Raw genomic sequence first — 20,466 nt, 5'->3', positions numbered from 1 at the left:
TTCCTCTTATATTCCTCTTCGCACAAATTTTAAAGCCGGATACTTATAACATCCATTTTCAATCTGTGGCGTATCCTCTTCAAGCACAATATATTTGCTGTTTCTTCTTGTGCTATAGTCATATGCCAATATCAGTTTCTCGAAGGACTCTTCATCTGCTATTTTCAATTTCTCTACATCCATAACATCATCCTTCATATGTTCCTCAATAAAAGCTTCGATTTCCTGCTTGCTGTATCTTTGCTGAATTCTATTCAGTTTCAATACATCTTCTCTGTTCAAGTCCTCTATCGTCTCATCCTCTGCCATCTGACTAATGAAATCTTCCCTTGGCTTTCTCCGTTTATACAAAGATTTCTCCGACAACATTTCCAATAGAGACATATTCATCCGCTCCCCGGTAAGCTGCAGCATTTCCTCATAAGAATAACCATTTCCACGATTTTCCACCTGTGTATTCTGTTCTTCTGTCACAGCTGCCGACATCTGATTAAGCAATTGAACAACCAAACCTTTCGTATCTGTTTCTCCGCTGAGCAGATAATTCAATCTTGTAACCGTCGCTCTTACATATTTGGTATGTTCCTTATCCATGTTTGAAATCCGATGTTCAATATCATCAAATCCTCTCTCAATCATATCCAACAAGTCTACCACGTCATCCTTCGTATCCCCCATTGCCTTAGAACGCTCTCTGACCAGCCCTATCCACTCTTCATTTTCTCTCATGTCACGCAGACATTTCTTAATATCCGTCTTGTAAATATAAAAGTTATCAGATGTCTTCAATATATGATATTTTTTACGCACGATTTCTTCTACATAACCTTCCAAATGTTCTTTTAACAGTTCATGGTAAGATTGCTGATCCAATAATCGTCCGAAAAATTTATCCATATTATGAAGCATATCCTGCAGTGCTTTATTCAATCTTCTCGTATTAACCAATGCAGTCCGAAGCATACTTAAGTTTACTCTGGAATCATTTTTGAAAGAAAACAGTGTCGCATATACATTCTGAATATAAATCTCAGTCTCTTCCATATCTTCTGAACCCAAACGTTCAAATGCATCAATAAAAATCGCCGCATAATCCGGAATTACAATATTGGTTGCAAGCGTATTATAGTCTTCTAGTTTTTTAAGCCATCCTGTCCGAAGCAGCCATTTCAATGTTCTGCTCGCCGGTGTCTCCAATAAATCGAACTCTGTTTCATCCTCTTCCTGTTTTAACTGAAAATGTTTCTTTATATACATATCACTTAACACTTGAATACAAACTTCCCGTGTTAAGAAATAATTACTGTATTGATATTCTTCATTGATATTCAATAACGCCTCCATATAAGCCTCCCGGTTAACCGACCGGAACAGCCCCCAGAATTTGTCTGGAATTTCAAAACGTAACTGCATAGAATCTCCTTATCTGTTCGTGCTTATCTGGATGATTGTCCAAAGAATCTTATATACTCTATATTTCTTCTATTTTCTCTCAATCATCTCTTTGCCCTTTATTATAACACGAGAGCTTATAAAAATGCAGTATAAAGCAGACGGCAGATTTTCTACACAGATTTTTTTCATCTTTCCATTTTATAAAAATTTCATGATTTCCTTAGTTTTTTCAGACTTTTTCGCTTGAATTCCTTAACATTTCGTACTACACTATCTTTTACTAAAGACGAAAGGATTGAAAACATATTATGCAAGAAGTAAAATCACCAAAACGACCTATGATTTTTTATTATATTATTGTACTTGTCGCCATTCTTTGTATAAACTTTCTTCTCCTTCCTGCGCTGGAACAGCGTCAGATTAAGGAAGTAGATTACGGCACATTTATGACAATGATTGATGAAAAACAAATCGATTCTGTAAACATCGAATCAAATCAAATCATATTTACAGATAAATCAGGAGATACAGTATATAAAACCGGAATTATTGAAGATCCAGATCTCGTAACCCGGCTTCACGAATCTGGTGCTAAATTTTCATCCGAAATCATTGAGCCGACATCTCCAATTATTAGTTTTTTAATGGCCTGCTTTCTTCCAATGTTGATCATGATTGCACTTGGCCAATGGCTGTCCAAAAAAATGCTGTCTAAGATGGGTGGCGGAATGAATTCCATGCAATTTGGTATGGGCGGAAAGAGTAATGCAAAAGTATATGTCAAATCTTCCAGTGGTATTAAATTTTCTGATGTTGCCGGTGAAGACGAAGCAAAAGAGCTTTTATCTGAATTAGTAGATTATTTACACACCCCGGAAAAATATCGTGAGATTGGTGCCTCTATGCCAAAAGGTGCGCTGTTAGTAGGCCCTCCTGGAACGGGTAAAACATTACTTGCCAAAGCAGTTGCCGGTGAAGCCAATGTTCCGTTCTTCTCTATTTCAGGTTCTGAATTTGTTGAGATGTTCGTCGGTATGGGAGCTGCCAAGGTGCGTGACCTGTTCAAACAGGCAAATGAGAAAGCTCCTTGTATTGTATTTATCGATGAGATTGATGCGATTGGAAAGAAACGTAACGGACAAATGTCTGGAAACGATGAACGTGAGCAGACTTTAAATCAGTTGCTTACTGAGATGGATGGATTCGACGGCTCTAAGGGAGTTGTTATTCTTGCCGCAACAAACCAACCAGATTCTCTCGATCCTGCACTCCTCCGTCCAGGACGTTTTGACCGTCGTATTCCGGTCGAACTCCCAGATCTGCAAGGACGTATTGATATTTTAAAAGTACATGCCAAGAAAATTCGTGTTGGAGATAACGTCGATTATGCTGCTGTTGCCAAAGCTGCTGCCGGCGCCTCCGGTGCTGAACTTGCTAATATTGTAAATGAAGCTGCCCTTCGTGCTGTCCGTGACAATCGTAAGTTCGTCACACAGGCAGATATGGAAGAAAGTGTAGAAGTTGTTATTGCCGGATATCAAAAGAAAAACCGAGTTCTCTCCAATAAAGAAAAACTCGTTGTATCTTATCATGAGGTCGGTCACGCACTTGTCGCCGCGAAACAGACAGAATCTGCTCCGGTACACAAAATCACCATTATTCCAAGAACTTCCGGTGCCCTTGGATATACGATGCAGGTTGAAGACGGAGAGCATTTCCTCATGACAAAGGAAGAGCTGGAAAATAAAATTGCAACATTTACCGGTGGACGAGCTGCCGAAGAACTGATCTTCCATCAGATTACAACCGGTGCTTCCAACGATATTGAACAGGCCACAAAACTTGCTAAAGCAATGATTACCCGTTATGGTATGAATGAAGAATTCGATATGGTTGCAATGGAAACTATGACCAACCAATATCTCGGTGGTGACAGTTCTATGACTTGTTCACTCGAAACGCAAACCGAAATTGACAAAAAAGTCCGCGATCTTGTAAAATTGCAACATTCAAAAGCTTATAAAATACTTGAAGATAATGTTGGTAAATTGCATGAACTGGCTCAATATCTGTATGAGCATGAGACGATTACAGGTGAAGAGTTCATGGAGATTTTGAATAAACCGGTTGAGATTCCGGCGAAAGAGACTGACGAAGCATAGCATTTTTTATTAGGCTTCCTTCATATGGCTTAAACCAGTGGGCATAAACCAGTGGGGACGGAGTTTTCGGCTCATTATGTGTTCCCACTGGTTTCTTTTTATAGCTCTGTTGATAACTATAATGTTAACAACTTTTGATCCAGTTCTTCCAGCTTCTCCTGTGACAAAGATTTTTGATTTTTATTCAATATTCTCGGCGTAATCCAATCCTTTATAAACACCGGAAGTTCTTCACTTAGCATCGGCAAATATGTTAAAACCAGTTCTTTTGCTTCCGGACTTTCTAACAATTCACATACTCTTGTATCTATACTGTACTTGCCGATTCGTCCATCATTCACCCCATATACCGTAAACTCACCCAACATTTCCTTCAGCCATCTCACACTCAGTTGAAACCATTGCGCCACATCCGGATTTACCCTGTTTTTATCTCCCACGCTGGTTAATGGCTTTGCAAGTGAAAATCCATGTTCACCTTTTCTGAAAATATGAACTTCAAATTCCACATTTTTCTGTTCCAAACATTGCGCAAACACCAGAATGTGTTTCGGCGGTGTCACCTTATCATCTCTTGTTCCAAACAGAAATGTCGGCGGCGTTTTCTCATCTATACATTCTATAATATCCGGACACTCCAGTGCACGTAACTCACTGTGAAGAATTCCCGGATATCCCAGTAACAGCACATCCGGTCGCTGTGGTCCATGTGTTGCTGTAGCTGCCGCAAGATGTGCTCCTCCGGAAAATCCTAATAGTGCTAGTTGTTCTTTTCCTATACAGTATTCCTCTCTGCAATCCCGAATCCATTCTAATGCTTTTTGTGCATCCGTCATGGGATCTTCTATTGTAGCATTTTCCTTATCTGTCACTGTTGTATATTTTAATGTAAATGCCTGATATCCTTCTGCCAGATAGGCTAACGCAATCGGTTCAGACTCCAGAAAACTACAAGTTCTAAAACCTCCACCTGGAAATATCAAAATTGCCGGATACTCCTTAATATTGTCCGTCTCATCATTCAGTTCGTGAAGATACCCCGTCAGTTCCGCATATTCACCTATTTTTTTCTTTATAATTCGCATGCTGATTTATCCCCGCTTTCCAAATATTCAACTTGATACCGAACCGCCTGTCTCGGAACAAATATCGAGCAGATTGAAACGATTTCTTTTACTCGCTTTTCTGCTCCACCGCCTCCTGCCGGCCCATTCGTATAAAGCGCTTCCACTTCATTTGCAAGCAATTCTGCCTGTAATCGTTCTGTCGTTCTTCCGCTCACATGAAGTCTTACTTCTGTTGGAGTTCCAGCATTCATCTTGGATGTGAGCAAATCACCATACAAAGAATTATATCCTATAAAATCTGCACGATATTCATCCAACTGAATTCCTGTTAAGTTGATTCTTTTCTCTATAATATCAGCAGCCATACGTGCCCTCTCCAATGCAGTCTCACCTCCATAAGAAATCTCACCTTCTCCGATAAAGCAATCCTTATATCCAACACTTACTTTCAAAGTTTCCGGACGACCATGCGTTGTCGCATTATGTGCCAGTACTCTGTTTTCTCCTACTTGTGTAAATACTACATTTGAAAAGTCTGCTGTTGCATCCGGTGTCAGATAAGCTTTTGGATTATGAATCTCATATATTGTCTGCTCTTTGCAGATATCTACGCTTACCAGACCTCCGGAGCCTTCTACTTTTGTTACGACAAAGCTGCCGTCTTCATGAACTTCTATCAAAGGGAATCCTAATTTATATAAATCCGGCACATCTTTGATTCCCGTATCTGCATAGTATCCGCCAGTCACCTGTCCTGCGCATTCAAGCAAATGTCCAACCAGCACGGCTTGTCCCATTTGATCCGGATTGTTTTCTAAATCCCATCCAAATTCATGTACCAGTGGTCCAATGGAGAGTGCCGGATCTGACACACGCCCTGTTATTACAATGTCTGCCTGTTCATTTAACGCTTCCTGAATTCCTTCCGAACCCATATATACATTTGCAGAAATTAAAGAATCTTTTAATTCTTCCAATGGCTTCCCGTTTTCCAGAACTATATGATCCTTATATTTATCCAATTCATCTGTTATATCATCCCCTGTTACGCAGGCAATCTTCAATCCTGAAACGCCTATCTCTTCCGCAATTTTTTTCGTCTGTTTTGCCGCAGCCTTCGGATTTGCTGCACCCATATTTGTAATCATCTTTACATGATTTTTTGCTAACAAAGGCAATATCTTTTTCATACGATATTCCAGTAATTGATTGTATCCCTTTTCTGGGTCTTTCTCCTTATCCTGCTGTCCGATTGCAACCGTTCTTTCTGCCAGACATTCAAATATAATATAGTCCAGCTTTCCTTTCTCAATCAATTCCATCGCCGGTTCAATTCGATCTCCCGCATAACCGGCTCCACTTCCGATTCGAATCGTCTTCATTATCGCTCTATCTCCATTTCCAATAATGCCATGCCTAATGTTTTACCATGTCGGTCTATCGCCAGAGAACGTGTTACCCCACCGCCCAGTGTATGGTCCAGAACAAAATTCAAAGCATGCAATCCATCCAGTTCATATCGAACAACTTCTCCTTTGCATATCTCCTGAAAATATTCTTTTACCACTTCTTCTGTTAATACTTCTTTTAAAAATTCGTAATCTGCCTCATTATAGGGAATTACAGAAATATTGGAAATATCCCCTTTATCTCCGGTTCTTGAGTGTGCAATTTCTCTCAATTTCATCTCATTGCCTCCTTCTTTTTATACTCAAATCTTACCATTTCGCATTCTTTCCACAATAAAACGAGTGGTAATTTCTAAAATTTTAGAAATTATCACTCGTCCCTAATCTTCCTTTATAAATTGCTTCTATCCACTATATACTCAATCGTTTCTGGAACCTTCACATCCAATTCAACTTCTTTTCCACTTCTTCTTGCCGATACCTTAATCTCACCCTGCGGTGTATTGAAAGTACATATAAAATAGTTCACCGTATTTGGCATATAAGGTTTTATTGTAACCTTAGAAAATCCAGGTTCCTCTGGAATAATTCCTGCGATACCATTATAATACCATTCAATAATATGTCCCATCATATCGTGACAATGACTTCTTGGATTATTTTCCCAATATTCACCCAAAGTTGTCTCTCCATCTAAAATAAATGCATAATAACTTGGGTGTTCTTCTCTTAATATAAATTGCGCAATCAAATCATTCATTCCATTTTCACGCGCTGTCTGAATTACATATGGAAGTCCTACTTCTCCGGCAATAAAAGCCTGCTCATTCACAAGTGTCTGACGGAAAGCCTTTACTATATCGTCTTTCTTATTTTCTGGAACAAGCCCCCAGTATAATGGAAGTGCCTGACTTGCCTGTGTCATAACTAATTTATCCGGATGATCCCAGTTTTTATAACACCAGTATCCTTCCTCATTCTGTACAAGTAGTTTCTCATTATAGTTACTCTTAATTTCATCTGCATATGTTTCTAATGTTCCTTTATCTTCATCTTTTCCAAGCATCTCTGCAAATCTTGCCAACACTTTTGCGTCTGCATAGAAAAAGGCAGTCTCAATATTTTCTCTTGCAAGTTCATTTCTTGGATTTCCCCAATCTCCTAATCCATGATTGATAAACCCATCTTCCGTCACTTTCGTTTGAAGATATTTGAAATATTTCATTCCCGCATCATAATTATCTTCAATAATTTTCTGATCCCCATAGAAAATGTAATGCCAATACGTTCCTATAATACAAGTACTTCCCCATGGAATAATATCATAAAAGCTTCCCATCCCCGGAACCGGAAGTACATTTGGAATATAACATGGCGCCTGTCCCGGCATGAGTCCATCTCCTGGATAAAATTTATTTCCTTCATAATCATAGAAATAATCATCCGCTGTATGCTGTTGCACTCTCATGTCTAATAAAAATTTTTCCCAAAGTTTTTTCCCGTTTTTCATATGCATGATTGCCGGTGCCATTAAATGATTTGGCTCCTGCCATGCAAAACGTTCAATCGTTGGACAGTCCGTATGCACACTCATCATATTCGCTTCAACTGCTTTTTCCACCATATCATAGATTTGATTATATCTCTCATCATCACATTCAAATGTTCCGCTTTCCTCATAAGCACTTGTAATTGCATGCCCTTTCATTTCACCAATTTCAACAGCATCTGATTTTGCTTCAACACCCATGAATCTCCCTGCAAAATACGTAAAAACTAATTTACACGTTTCCCATTCATCATCTTTTCCAACAATGTAAGTAATACAATTATCTATCATCATCCAGTTCTTTGCCATCTGATCTACATCACCTTCTGGTGAAAGTTTCTCTGCTGCAAGAAAATGAATTTCATCTCCTGCTTTTCCTTTGACCTTTACTTCTAACATACCGGACATATTCTGCGAAAAATCATAGATTTTACGAATTTCCCCAGACTCTTTATCCGCGTAATCGTGAAGATATTTTCCTTCATAAGTATGAATTACTTTAATTGGTGGCTGAGTTTGATTTTGTAGCTCTCCTTTCGGCTCATCCTCCTCTGCTACTATCTTCGCTTTTTCCCACTTAGAATCATCAAATGCTATCGTATTCCATCCAATCTGTGTTTTTCGCCCATCAATATATTCTGACCCATATACATTCGAAACAGTCACCATATGTTCTGCCACTTTAAATGTATCATCTGCTGTCATCACATCCTTGGTTCCATCTTTGTATTCAACCTCTAGGCACATAGCAAATACAAGACTTTTGCCATATGCGTGATATGGATTTGGATTCGGCGGCATAAACGCTGGAAATGCGAACGTATAATGATCGTTATTCATAATAAACCATCCATTTCCAATCTCTGCACCGATTGTATTTACACCTTCTTTTAAATACTTTGTTACATCAAATGTAACATACTGGATCAGTTTGTCATAGTTTGTCCATCCCGGATCCAAGACATGGTCCGAAACCTTCGCTCCGTTAATGTAAAAGTTGAACTGTCCCAATCCACATACATATGCAACTGCATTTGTAATCTCTTTTGTAATCTCTATATTCTTTCTTGTATAAAATGGACGTTCACTGCCATTTGTAATCCATTTTCCTAAGCTGTTCATTTTTATCCTCCTAAATAAGCTGTAAAAAGAACAACTTATCTTGCAGTTCTTCTTACAGCCTATTTATAAATTCTTATCGTTTATTATTTAACTTGTTCTTTTCTTGTTTCTAATTCTACCAATACTTTATCTGCCTCTTGATCATAATGATAGAATACTTTTAACAGAATAATGATGATGATTTCCAAAACTGCCGGTATAATAGCAAACAGTGAAATAATACCTATGTTTGTTGCCTGATTCTGTACTCCGTTTGCCACATATCCAGTTAAAGCAAGCACCCATCCAACCATTGCTGCTGCGAGTCCTGAACTAAGTTTCTGCGAAAAACTTGTAATCGCAGATCCGACACCTTCAATTCGTTTATTGAAAAGGAATTCACCATAATCAATACCATCGGAAGCCAATGTTGCTACAGGTACTGATAATGGTCCCGTTGCTAATCCTCCGATCACTGTTCCAATGATCAAAACCGGTACGTTTAAGCTCAGCGCTGCAAGTGCTTTAATAATACTTCCTATCATCTGTCCCGCTGCGCCTATATACATTGATTTTTTCTTTCCAAATTTCATCAGGCATGGACCTGTAAGAACTGCAATACTAATAAGTGTTGGAACAACACCAACCAGACTCAATGAAGTCATAAGCATTGGATCGCCCATTGAATAAGTATAAAAATAAGTCTGTGAACATGTTCCAAGCTGTACCATAAGATTTACTACAACTGTCATCACAAGAGCAAGTACCAGATATTTGTTCTTCACAAACATCTTTGTCCCCTCTAAGAAACTCACTGCTTCTGCTTTTTCGTTTGTTACACTTTCAACCGATTGTACATATTCTTTTGTAAAGAAGAAACCGATCAAAAGACCAATTGTTACTAATGCTCCGTAAATCATAAACAATGTTCGCCATGCTTTTATATCTCCTCCAAGAGAAAAGATAAGTGGAAATGTAAATGAGCATCCTAAAATTGTTCCACCTAATCCAACAAACATTGCGAATGTTGATAAAATTCCACGTTCTTGCATATTCTGTGTCATAAGAGGCATCAAAGCATTTTTAGCGATTCCTGTCATTGTATACATAATCGTTGTATATAAATTATATGTAACAAATGCATAAATCAATTGCATTGTGCTTGATCCATTTTGAGGAATAAAGAAAATCAGTGCCAGTGATAAGCCCGTTGGAACTGAAAGCCATAAAAGCCATGGTCTGGCTTTTCCCCATTTTGTTCTCGTATGGTCTACAATCGTTCCTGCAACTAAATCACTGATTCCATCAAATAACTTAGATATGAAGAACATCGTACCAACCATTCCTGCTGCCAATCCGATATTATCTGTATAGAACATTGTTAAGAATGCCGCGATAATTGAATTTGCAACCTCTGGAAGTCCGCCAATTGCATATGCCAGACGTTCCGATAATTTTAGTTTCCCACTTTCTTTCGTATTCATCTTTACACCCTTCCTTTCAAATTTATATGTATTATAAAAAAATGTAGGTGAGTAGAATAGTCAGAAAAGTGACATAGTGAAAACAATAAATGACACTGTATTATTTTTCATGACATTTTGTGTTATACTGTTTACAAGCAATAAAAAGAGAAAGGGACGCTATTCATGAAATTATTTTCACCTGCCATCTACAATAAAAGCACGATATCTTCCTGTTCAGGCGAAACGATGTTGAAAATAGAAGACTTTCTAAAAGAATGCTTTCTGCAGTATGATACTGAAAACGCTCACCTGTACAACGTTTCCGCACTCGAAGAAATACGTAGCTTTTTACACAAAGAAATCCTGAATCAATTTCATGTTGACATTTTCTTGGAGGAAACTCTTTCTGAAGATTTTTTTAAGAACTTTGATCATGATGTCTTCCTTGTACGGCACCCCAGATTTCTTCCCGCTTTCCCTCACTCTCATGATTTTTTTGAAATCATGTGTGTGTTAAATGGCAGCTGTTCAAACTCCATTGGTGGACAAACATATATGCTTCAAGCCGGGGATATTCTAATCATTGCTCCAGGAACCATGCACACAATTTCGGACACAAATGAAGATAGTCTTATTATAAATCTTTTGATTCGCTCCAATACTTTTGATTCAAACTTTTTTTATATTTTGAAAGATCAGACAATTCTAAGCGAATTTTTCAAAAACACATTATATCATAATGAAAAATTCTCTTACCTTCTCTTTCATGCGTCTGTTGATTCTGAGGTATTTACGATTCTTACCGCCTTATATCAAGAGGAATGTGATAATAAGAGATACAAAAATGCAGTTAAAAATCAACTTGTAGAATTATTTTTCTCCCTGCTCCTTCGAAATCATGAAAAAGACTTATGTCTTCCAAATCCAAATGGATCAGATGAAGAAAACAACTTTATTTTTATACTCAAATATATGGAACAGCGATATCAAAATGTCACACTCCAAGAACTGGCACATTTCTTTCATTACAGTGAAAGACATATGATCCGCCTGCTAAAGGAATATACAGGGCAAAGTTTTTCCCAAAATATTCAAAAGATAAAATTAAAACATGCCGCTGAATTATTAATAACAACGGATCTTTCACAAAAACAGATTGCCTCTCGAGTCGGATATTCTAATCCGAATCACCTGAAAAAGCTCTTTATCCAACAATACCAAATGACACCAGCGGAATATCGAGCTCTAAATAAGGAAATTTAAAAGGAGCTAGCGCACCAGATATTATCTGCGCTGAGCTCCTTTCAGTCTACTATTCAAATTCTTCTATTTTCCATTCATCCATCCATTCGATTCGAACATTATCACCATCAAAGCGAAGTGGAAGCCAAACATAATCTGCAATTGATGCATTTATAAACAAATTCTTTGATGCATTTTCATCAAATATAAATTCCGCCTCTGGGTCAAAAATTGTCCGAAACATTTGCGCTGTTTCTTCGTAGCCTTCACCTGTTATAAATTTCTCACCCTCTAGTTCTGGAATCTCAGGTCGCCAGCGATCTCCAATAGCAATATAAAGATCTTTCTTCATCGGATGCTTAAATACAGATGAAATTTGACAGTTGAACGATGTTTTTGATGTATCCCCCACATGCGGATTCCCAAGAATCTCATATGGTCCATGCCATAATTTTGACACTGCTATTTCTGATGGATTCGGATGATATCCTGTCGTTCCTGATGTAATCAAATAATGCATTCCTTTTCTCACAAAATGTGCTGGTGCCTCTCGAGTTTCCGGCGGTGCCGTGTGTGGAAAATGTTCTGAGTAATTCCCTGTCACATCAGTATACTCATCATTTAGATCCGCAACATATAACGTAATGTGTGGACGTTCACTGATTAAGTAAGCTTTATTGTCAACCGGCTCTACTGCAATATCAAAATCACCAACAGCCATTCCACACGGATTCACTCGTGCATTCTTCAATTTATATGGTCCCAAAATGTGGTCTGCCGTCAAAACTGTAAAACATGGGGGCTCATTCATAATCTTAAGCCATGCCACATATTTTTGTGTCATTTTATTGTATACAATGTGAGGGCGGTCCATCATCGATGTAGGATGTAATGGTGATGTCTCATCTTCCAGATTTGGTGGAATGATAATTCCTTCGTCTTTCCAGTTGTATAAATCTTTTGATGAATAACATCTTACTCCCCAATGCCATGTCTTATCCTGTCCAGTAGTATTTTCTTTGTTTTCTCCATACCAATAAAATGTATCTTCCACACAGATTACACTTCCACCATGTGCCTGAATTCGTTTTCCCTCTGTATCAAGCCATACCTGACCTGGTTTAATTGAATTGTTCATTCTGCATTCTCCTTATTTTTTTATCATTGTAGCAAGATTCAAATACAGCCCAAAGTATTTCAACTGACATATCAAAGGTTCATTTATGACATTTTTCCATCTTTGTTACGTGTTATATTATAGCTATACCCCAGATAAAACGAGCGATAATTTCTAAAATTTTAGAAATTACCGCTCGTCCCTAATCTTCTTTTATTTTATTGTACAATGTCGCCAACGATATGCCTAGTCGGGCTGCCGCTCTTTTCTTCCCTTCTACGCCACCTCCGCAATATGCAACTTCTGCCAGAATTTCTTCACGTTCAAATTTTCGTACCCTCTCTGCAAGCATCTCTGTTTTTTGTTTTACTTTTAACTGGTGCTGTGCAAGAGTTGTTACAATTGAGATTGTTCCATTAGGAATATCCCCCTCCATGATTGGATAGACACTTGCAAAATACTCTTGATTTCCTTCCGTACGTACAATTCCTTCTATTGGTATCTGCGACTGAATCACCTGTGGAACCATTGCATGCTTTCGATACTTTGTTATCTCCTCTCCTTGAACTTCTTCAAGGCGCTTCCCAATGAACTCCCCATAAGCATCATTAAAATATATGATTCTTGCATTTCTGTTACAAATCAGAATGCCTTGTTGTAATGACTGTAAAATTGTTCTCGCGTGCATGGTTTTCAGGTCCTCCTTACACTCACTATCCCATATATACCAATCGTCCCTCAGGCTGTGGAATTTCTCTCCCCAAAATTCTTGCTGTCTCAATCCACTCCGAAATAACCTGCTCTGCATTTTTCAGTGCTTCCGTTTCCGTTGTTCCATCTGCCATACATCCCGGTAATTCCGGAACTTCTACAATAAATCTATTATCTTCCTCTGACCAATAAATAATTTGTTTATATTTATTCAATTTCAGACCTCCATTTTATATTTTAATATAATGCACCTTGCCTGCTTAACTTGATATGCCTTCGCTTTATTTCCTTCCGGTTGAATATTAATAATTTCACTAACGCCCTCTTTATAATATATAAAATGATCCCCTTTTATTCTACATCGAAATCCTAAAACATCCAATAGTTTTCGAAGATCCAAAAATAAAATATTTTTATCTCTTGTTCCACACATTACCGCAGTCAATATTTTATCTACTGATGACAATTTATCCTCTCCTTTATTAAATTGTTCTTATTTGGAAATTTAGATTTGCTACTAAACTTAAATTCTTTGAAAAACTCATTTTATATCCTGATATGAATATAGATAAATGTACGGAATAAGAATTCAAAAGATTTAAATTCTCATTCCGTACTTCCGACTTTCACACGGCTTAACTAATCGATTAATTTTTAGAAATGAGTATAGATATAGCTTAAGCTAGCATCTGTACATTCGCAATGCGTTTCTTGTCGATAACTCTTCTTTTTTGTTGGCAATTCTGTGGAAAGATTTTTCGCAAATATATCAGTGTTTCTTCTTATCCACAGGAGACATTTATTAAGCCAAAAACTCCGTCCCCACTGGTTTAAATTGTTCTCGCATGCATGCTGTTATTTTTCTCCTAAAATCATTTTCACATCGTTTAATGAAATTTGAAGTTCTTCTGCAATCTGCTCTGCACTCAAATTTTGTCTCTTCAATTCCAATGCCTTTAAAGTGTACTGTATTCCTTGCTGTATTCCTTTCTCTATTCCTTGCTGCAGTCCTCGTTTCTCTGCACTTTTCATAAATGAGTTATGATCCCGAATCACTTTCTGACGAGCCTCATACTCAAGACGTTTCTCTTCATCTGCACTTATTTTTTTCAAGGTATCATATGCTTCTTCTATGTACTTATCCTTTTCTGCCATATGCTTAAAATCCTCCTCACATCTTCCACCGAGAAAACGCATCCAAAGAATAATGCCTTCTTCATTCTGAGCTTCCGGAGGCAATTTCGCTAACTCCAACATATGCATCTCCATAAGATCGGAATATTCTTTTCCTGTCTTTGTATCACAAAATGCAATCCTTCGATAACATATATCATCTTCAGGAAAATGTACTGAATTCAAAATACTAACATGAATACATTTTTTTAATGTATCATATCCTTCTCCCTCTTTAATCGGTTCTGTGTACATTTTGCTCAAATAAAAAATAGAACGTTTATCCCAATATTCATATGCTGCCACCTGCATTTCAAAATCTATCTGTGTTCCATTCTTCAATTTTACACGCACATCTAAAATCCCATACTTATCATCCTCATATTCTTTTCTCAATATTGTCTGTATAAGGATGGTAGATTCAATCTCATCAGGTGATACATTCAATAAAGCTGCAATAATGCCTTTCCTTACATTCTCATTCTGCATTAATTCTTTGAAACAAAAATCCACTGTGGGAAACATTATAAAATTTTCTTTTTCCTTTAATTCTTTTGTTTTTTTCATAGAATTTTCTCCTTTTTCTCATGACAATTATCTGTCAAACAGAAATAGAAAATCCTATTTTCTTAATTTTATCACATTTACTTTTTCTATAAAAGATACTTTTTCTACTTCCATTTTAACAGTCTTGTTCTTGTTTTTTATATTTGTTCGGATTTTTACATTTTGAATTTGTTACTGAACTCAAGTTCTTTAAAAAACTCATGTTATATTCTGAAATGAATATAGATAACTGTACGGAATGAGAACTTATAAAATTCTCATCCCGCACCTTAGACTTTCAAGAGTCTTAACTAATCGATTAATTTTTAGAAATGAGTATAGATATAGCTTAAGCTACCATCTGTACATTCGCAATGTGTTTCTTGTCGATAACTCTTCTTTTTTGTTGGCAATTCTGTGGATAACTTTTATAAAATCCATCCTCTCTAGTTCTCCTTATTATGCCAGCATAATTTCAATAATTTCCAGCTTATCTGCTTCTACAATTTCCAGTTCCAGCTCATATTCCCCAGCTTCCATACATATCTCCTGGTTTGTTGTATTTGTAACATCCTTATTATCTGTAAGTGTTATTTCGCCTGCACAAGTTCCATCCATTTTTACTTTAACTTTTCCACTGCCACGATATTTTAAGAAAATTTCCTTCCACTCCTGCTCACTCTTCACATAACGAAACATCACTTCATCTCCCACAGAAATATTCATCAGTACCTCTGGATATTCCTCTGCACTCTCTGCATCTTCATTCACTCCGATATACACGGAACCGGATATTTCACATGCCTGATATCCCTTGATGACTTCTCTCGGTGCAAATGGCTCTCCGATGCCCTGCGAGGTCATCTTCACCTCCGGGATTGTACCATCTTCCAATATCTCTATCTTCTCGATGCAAAGTCTTCTGTGTTGCTGTACTCCTCGGCTGCAGCGATGATAAAATACATACCACTGTCCATTTACACATTCAATTGATCCATGATTATTCCAGCTCGCCGGATCACATCCATCATTATCAATGATAATTCCACGATAAGTAAACGGTCCCATTGGAGACTTACTTGTAGAATATCCAAGTGAAGTTGGTTTCCCACGTTCCATATCGGCATATACATAGTAATAGGTATCACCGATTTTTCTCATGGAAGAGCCTTCGTGAAAGAAATGTTCTTCTTCCGTCACCAGATCATCTACTATCTCATCTCGATTGAAGGAAATCATATCTTCATTCAGTTTTACTCCATGTGAAAATAATTGTCCCCAATAATAATATGCCTGTCCATCATCATCAATAAATATTGCCGGATCAATTCCCCACACGGAAGCTGTATTGGATTTGTAAATGGTCCCTCCGGTCTGTCTGATATTGCAACTCCTTCACTGTCATCCGGCATGCAAAAGTAAAGATAATATTTTCCATTGCGTTCCAGACAATCCGGTGCAAAGAGAAGTGCCGGCTTTTCCTTTTCTTCTTTTTCTGCCTCTTCAAATTTTGCCTTCATATCGACACCATTCTCAAGGTCTCGCTGAATCATTTTCTGGATAAATGATGTTGGATGGCTCCAATCAATTCCTGAATATTTTGGTGCAACCGGGTTATTGAACCAAGGAATCTGATTACCGTTTAACGATTCCTCATGAATCGTCCAATGCTCCATATCGGCTGTCGATACCACATGATATTTCTCACTACAATAAACATCTTCTCTGTCATCAAAACTCCCATATACATACAACTTTCCATCCGGCATTACATGGCCCTCGCTGTCCGGCACATGGTATTCCAATGGTAATATTGGATTTCGTCTGTTACTGAACTCTCTCACACTAATCTACCTCCACCTTAATCTTCTCTGTCACAACCCCTCTGCTACTTTCCAGATTGGTTGTATCAATCTGATACTCCACGCCCTTTGGCACTTTCACCTGCAATACCAGTCCATCCTGCTCTTCCTTCACCTGAACTGAAATTTCCCCTGCCGCAGAACGATAAGTACACTTAAACTCATGCATACTCTCTGGCAGATATGGACAAATCTTTATTTTCTTAAATCCAGGCTCGATTCCCTGGATTCCTGCGATACCATTATAATACCACTCTACAATATGCCCCATCATATCATGACAGTGGCTTCTTGGATTGCTCTCCCAATATTCACCCAATGTCGTCTCTCCATCCAATACAAATGCATAATAACTTGGATGTTCTTTCCTCAAAATAAATTGGCAGATCAAGTCATTCATCTGATATTTGCGTGCTGTCTGAATTACATATGGAAGTCCGATTTCTCCGCTGACAAATGCACCTTCTGTTTCCAAGGTATCGCGAAAAGCTTTCACAACATCCGCCTCTTTGTCCTCCGGTACTAATCCCCAATAAAGCGGTAACGCTTCTACTGCCTGTGTCGTAAACAACTCGTCTTCATGATCCCATGCACGATAACACCAATATTCCTTTTCTGAATTCCAGACCAGTAACTTTTCATTGTAATTTTTCTTTACCTGCTCTGCATAAGCTTCCAGTTCCTTTTTATCCTCGATTTTTCCGAGAATCTCAGCAAACTTCGCAAGCGTTATGGTATCTGCATACAGAAAAGCCGTCTCGATATTTTCTCTTGCAAGTTCATTTTTCGGATTGCCCCAGTCACCCAGGCCATGGTTGATAAATCCTTCTTCTGTAACCTTTGTTTTTAAATGTTCCAGATATCTCATACCTGCATCGTAGTTATCTTCAATGATCTTCTTATCCCCATAGAACATATAATGCCAATATGTTCCAAGAATACAGGTGCTTCCCCAACCGATAATATCATAGAAACTTCCCATCCCCGGAACCGGAAGTACATTCGGAATATAACATGGACACTGTGACGGCATCAGTCCATCTCCCGGATAAACTCTATTTCCTGCAAAATCATAAAAATAGTCCTGTTCCGTATGCTGTGCTGTCCTCATGTCAAGCAAAAACTTCTCCCACAATTTGCGTCCGTTTTTCATATACATAATCGATGGTGCCATCAAATGATTCGGCTCCTGCCATGCAAATCGCTCAATTGTCGGACAATCGGTATGCACACTGACCATATTTGCCTCAACTGCTTTTTCCACCAGACTGTAAATCTGCTCATAACGTTTGTCATCACATGTAAATGTTCCGTCCGTCTCATAAGCACTGCTGATTGCATGAGCCGTAAGATTACGCACCTCACAGTTTTCCGGCTTCTCAATTGCAACATATCTTCCCGCAAAATACGTAAATTTCATTCTGCATGTTTCCCATACTTCGTCCTGTCCGATAATATAAGTAATACAGGAATCCAAATCTACCCAGCCTTTCGCCATCTGGTCGATATCCCCATTTTTTGCAAGTTTCTCGGCAGGGTAAAGATGAATTTCATCCCCCTCTTTTCCTTTTACTTCAAACTCTAAAATTCCTGACATGTTTTGTGTAAAATCATAGATATCTTTGCTCTGTACGTTATTCAAATATTCTCCCTGATAAGAATGGAGCACCTTCACTGGTGGCTGTATCTGGTCGATCATCCGACCGGTCGGCTCTTTCTCCTTTGTAACAATCGAAGCATTCTCCCAACTTGTCGTATTGAACTCTGCTGTACACCATCCATCCTGATTCTTTCTTCCGTCAATTGTCTCTGAACCATATACATTACTCATTACAACCGGATGCTCTTTTACAAGAAAATCTTCATCTGCATGAATAACTTCTACTGTTCCATCAACATAAGTAATCATTAATTCTACTGCCAATACAAGTTCTTCACCAAATGGTTTATATGGATTCGGATTTGGCGGCATAAATTCCGGAAATTTAAATGTGTAATGCTCGTCCATCTTATAAAACCAGCCGTTTCCGACCTCCGCTCCAATTACATTTTCCCCTTCTTTTAAATATGATGTTATATTAAATGTTACATATTCAATCAGTTTGTGATAATCCGTCCATCCCGGGTCCAGCTCATGATCTTCTATCTTACATCCATTTATATAAAAATGAAACTGACCAAGTCCACATACCTTTGCCTCTGCATGTAAAACCGGCTTACATATTTTTATAATTCTTCTTGCATAAAATGGTTTTGCTGTTTTATTTGTAATCCAATTTCCTAATATTCCCATTATCCAGATTCTCCTTCTGCTTTATTATATTTCATAGTATAGCAATCCCTCATTTTACAACATAGTTGCAAATCAGACACTCCTGCATTACAAAGATGACATTTCTATGAATTTTAAAGAATTTTAAATTTGTCTTTGGTATAATAAGTATAACAAATTAACACTATCGGACAGTGAAAGGATACCTTATGCGATTTTATGATGCTTACGAATATGAAATAGATACAAATTTGTGTAAGACAGAGCAACGATTAAAAGACTTATATTTCGAAAATCAAGACCGGCACTTAGAAAAACCACATGATATTAAGGATTGCCGAGATATTTTTGTCAAAGCCAGTCACACAGATGATTGTTTATTTCCTAAATTCCTGGTTGACAATCTGGAAGAAGATTTATTTTTTCATAAAAACTTAGATTGCGAAATCTATAAACATTTTCGTTACCTTCCATGTAACTGGCACTCTCATTCTTTTTTGGAGGTACTCTGTGTTTTACATGGGTCTTGTTCCAACTATATTCAGGAGCAAAAATTGGAAATACAGTCCGGTGATATTTGCATCATTGCACCAAATACACCGCATGCTATCAGTGTATTTTCCGATGACTGTATCGTATTCAATATTATACTTAGAACCAGCACCTTTGAGACCGCTTTCTTCGGGACCTTATCGGAAAATGATGTGTTATCAGATTTTTTCATGCGTATGTTATATCATTCACCGACACACCCTTACCTTCTATTCCGTACACATGGTAATCACGAATTATTTAATTATGTCGGCTATGCTTATGAAGAATTTATTGGAAACCGTCAATATAAAAACCGGATGCTCAATTCCATTATCGATGCATTTTTCATTACACTGCTTCGCAATCATGGTGCAAATGTTATCGTTCCGTCACTGGCTGAAGATGACCAGAATGAAAACCTGATATTCATCTTGAAATATATACAGGAGCATTTCGCTACAGTTACTTTGAAAGAATTGTCCTCTTTCTTCAATTACAGCGAACGTCAATTACAAAGGATTATCAAATCCAGTACAGGTATGAGTTTCAGCGAAAATATCCAGCAATTACGTATGAACCAGGCTACCCGCCTGCTTGCCAATCCAGATATTTCCATCGCGGTTATTTCCGAGGAATTAGGGTATTCAGATATCGGTAATTTCAGACAAGCGTTTAAGAAGTATTTTGGGATGACCCCATTGGAATATCGCAATAAAACCAGATAGGGACAGAGTGGTATGATTCCCCTTAAGTAGACAAGGTAAATAACCAAAATCTACTTAAGGGGGTTTTTTATGTCTAAATATTCAAAAGAAATAATTATAAAAGTATGTGAAGAATACTTATATGGAAACCTTTCA

15 protein-coding genes and 1 pseudogene are annotated in these 20,466 nt (G+C 37.7%); 3 read left to right on the top strand and 13 right to left on the bottom strand.

Annotation, left to right across the window (positions count from 1 at the left end):
- Positions 1-6 precede the first annotated feature (6 nt).
- On the bottom strand, positions 7-1,413 hold the full coding sequence (locus D8Q48_RS15305; RefSeq protein ID WP_121057117.1) for a Wadjet anti-phage system protein JetA family protein: 1,407 nt from the start codon (positions 1,411-1,413) through the stop codon (positions 7-9).
- 290 nt (positions 1,414-1,703) lie between these two features.
- Here D8Q48_RS15305 and ftsH point away from each other — a divergent pair, with 290 nt between their 5' ends.
- Positions 1,704-3,557: an ATP-dependent zinc metalloprotease FtsH gene (gene ftsH, locus D8Q48_RS15300; protein WP_121057115.1), complete on the top strand. Its 1,854-nt coding sequence runs from the start codon at positions 1,704-1,706 to the stop codon at positions 3,555-3,557.
- Positions 3,558-3,673: 116 nt separating this feature from the next.
- On the opposite strand, the gene D8Q48_RS15295 is transcribed toward ftsH, so the two are convergent.
- From D8Q48_RS15295 to D8Q48_RS15275, 5 genes are all read right to left on the bottom strand, one after another.
- Positions 3,674-4,642: an alpha/beta hydrolase gene (locus tag D8Q48_RS15295; protein WP_118738277.1), complete on the bottom strand. Its 969-nt coding sequence runs from the start codon at positions 4,640-4,642 to the stop codon at positions 3,674-3,676.
- Positions 4,630-6,006 (bottom strand): acyclic terpene utilization AtuA family protein, encoded by a 1,377-nt coding sequence (locus tag D8Q48_RS15290; protein ID WP_121057113.1) that lies wholly within the window; start codon positions 6,004-6,006, stop codon positions 4,630-4,632. The genes D8Q48_RS15295 and D8Q48_RS15290 overlap by 13 nt, the downstream gene beginning before the upstream one ends.
- Entirely contained in the window at positions 6,006-6,311 is a 306-nt protein-coding gene (locus D8Q48_RS15285) for a hypothetical protein (RefSeq protein WP_121057111.1), read from the bottom strand. Before D8Q48_RS15285 ends, D8Q48_RS15290 begins: the two co-directional genes overlap by 1 nt.
- Before the next feature lie 113 nt (positions 6,312-6,424).
- Positions 6,425-8,704: a family 78 glycoside hydrolase catalytic domain gene (locus D8Q48_RS15280; RefSeq protein WP_121057109.1), complete on the bottom strand. Its 2,280-nt coding sequence runs from the start codon at positions 8,702-8,704 to the stop codon at positions 6,425-6,427.
- An 83-nt stretch (positions 8,705-8,787) separates the two neighbouring features.
- Positions 8,788-10,167: a glycoside-pentoside-hexuronide (GPH):cation symporter gene (locus D8Q48_RS15275; RefSeq protein WP_121057107.1), complete on the bottom strand. Its 1,380-nt coding sequence runs from the start codon at positions 10,165-10,167 to the stop codon at positions 8,788-8,790.
- A 165-nt stretch (positions 10,168-10,332) separates the two neighbouring features.
- Between D8Q48_RS15275 and D8Q48_RS15270 the strand changes: the two genes are divergently transcribed.
- Positions 10,333-11,412, top strand: a complete 1,080-nt coding sequence (locus tag D8Q48_RS15270; RefSeq protein ID WP_117991395.1) for an AraC family transcriptional regulator — start codon at positions 10,333-10,335, stop codon at positions 11,410-11,412.
- A 49-nt stretch (positions 11,413-11,461) separates the two neighbouring features.
- Here D8Q48_RS15270 and D8Q48_RS15265 read toward each other — a convergent pair whose 3' ends face one another.
- The 7 genes and pseudogenes from D8Q48_RS15265 to D8Q48_RS15235 form a co-directional block, all read right to left on the bottom strand.
- On the bottom strand, positions 11,462-12,529 hold the full coding sequence (locus D8Q48_RS15265) for a family 43 glycosylhydrolase (RefSeq protein WP_117991393.1): 1,068 nt from the start codon (positions 12,527-12,529) through the stop codon (positions 11,462-11,464).
- Positions 12,530-12,710: 181 nt separating this feature from the next.
- Positions 12,711-13,196: a PAS domain-containing protein gene (locus D8Q48_RS15260; RefSeq protein ID WP_172697017.1), complete on the bottom strand. Its 486-nt coding sequence runs from the start codon at positions 13,194-13,196 to the stop codon at positions 12,711-12,713.
- A 25-nt stretch (positions 13,197-13,221) separates the two neighbouring features.
- Positions 13,222-13,434 (bottom strand): type II toxin-antitoxin system HicB family antitoxin, encoded by a 213-nt coding sequence (locus D8Q48_RS15255; RefSeq protein ID WP_117991387.1) that lies wholly within the window; start codon positions 13,432-13,434, stop codon positions 13,222-13,224.
- 2 nt (positions 13,435-13,436) lie between these two features.
- The gene (locus tag D8Q48_RS15250) at positions 13,437-13,685 is read right to left on the bottom strand and encodes a type II toxin-antitoxin system HicA family toxin (protein WP_121057103.1); all 249 of its coding nucleotides are present in this window, start codon (positions 13,683-13,685) and stop codon (positions 13,437-13,439) included.
- A gap of 389 nt (positions 13,686-14,074) precedes the next feature.
- Positions 14,075-14,959, bottom strand: coding sequence for an Rpn family recombination-promoting nuclease/putative transposase (locus tag D8Q48_RS15245; RefSeq protein ID WP_121057101.1), 885 nt, complete (start codon positions 14,957-14,959; stop codon positions 14,075-14,077).
- A gap of 438 nt (positions 14,960-15,397) precedes the next feature.
- Positions 15,398-16,458: pseudogene (locus tag D8Q48_RS15240) on the bottom strand (family 43 glycosylhydrolase).
- A 325-nt stretch (positions 16,459-16,783) separates the two neighbouring features.
- Positions 16,784-19,093, bottom strand: coding sequence for a family 78 glycoside hydrolase catalytic domain (locus tag D8Q48_RS15235; RefSeq protein WP_118688457.1), 2,310 nt, complete (start codon positions 19,091-19,093; stop codon positions 16,784-16,786).
- Between the two features lie 188 nt (positions 19,094-19,281).
- Here D8Q48_RS15235 and D8Q48_RS15230 point away from each other — a divergent pair, with 188 nt between their 5' ends.
- Positions 19,282-20,331 carry an AraC family transcriptional regulator gene (locus D8Q48_RS15230; RefSeq protein WP_121057099.1) on the top strand — a complete coding sequence of 350 codons (1,050 nt, stop codon included), beginning with the start codon at positions 19,282-19,284 and terminating at the stop codon, positions 20,329-20,331.
- The last annotated feature ends 135 nt before the right edge of the window (positions 20,332-20,466 follow it).

Origin of the sequence: Ruminococcus sp. B05 (assembly GCF_003628495.1) — a bacterium.
Lineage (GTDB): Bacteria > Bacillota > Clostridia > Lachnospirales > Lachnospiraceae > Schaedlerella > Schaedlerella hominis.
Note: the sequence above shows the minus strand (reverse complement) of the source record. Positions and strands in the feature narration are given on the sequence as shown.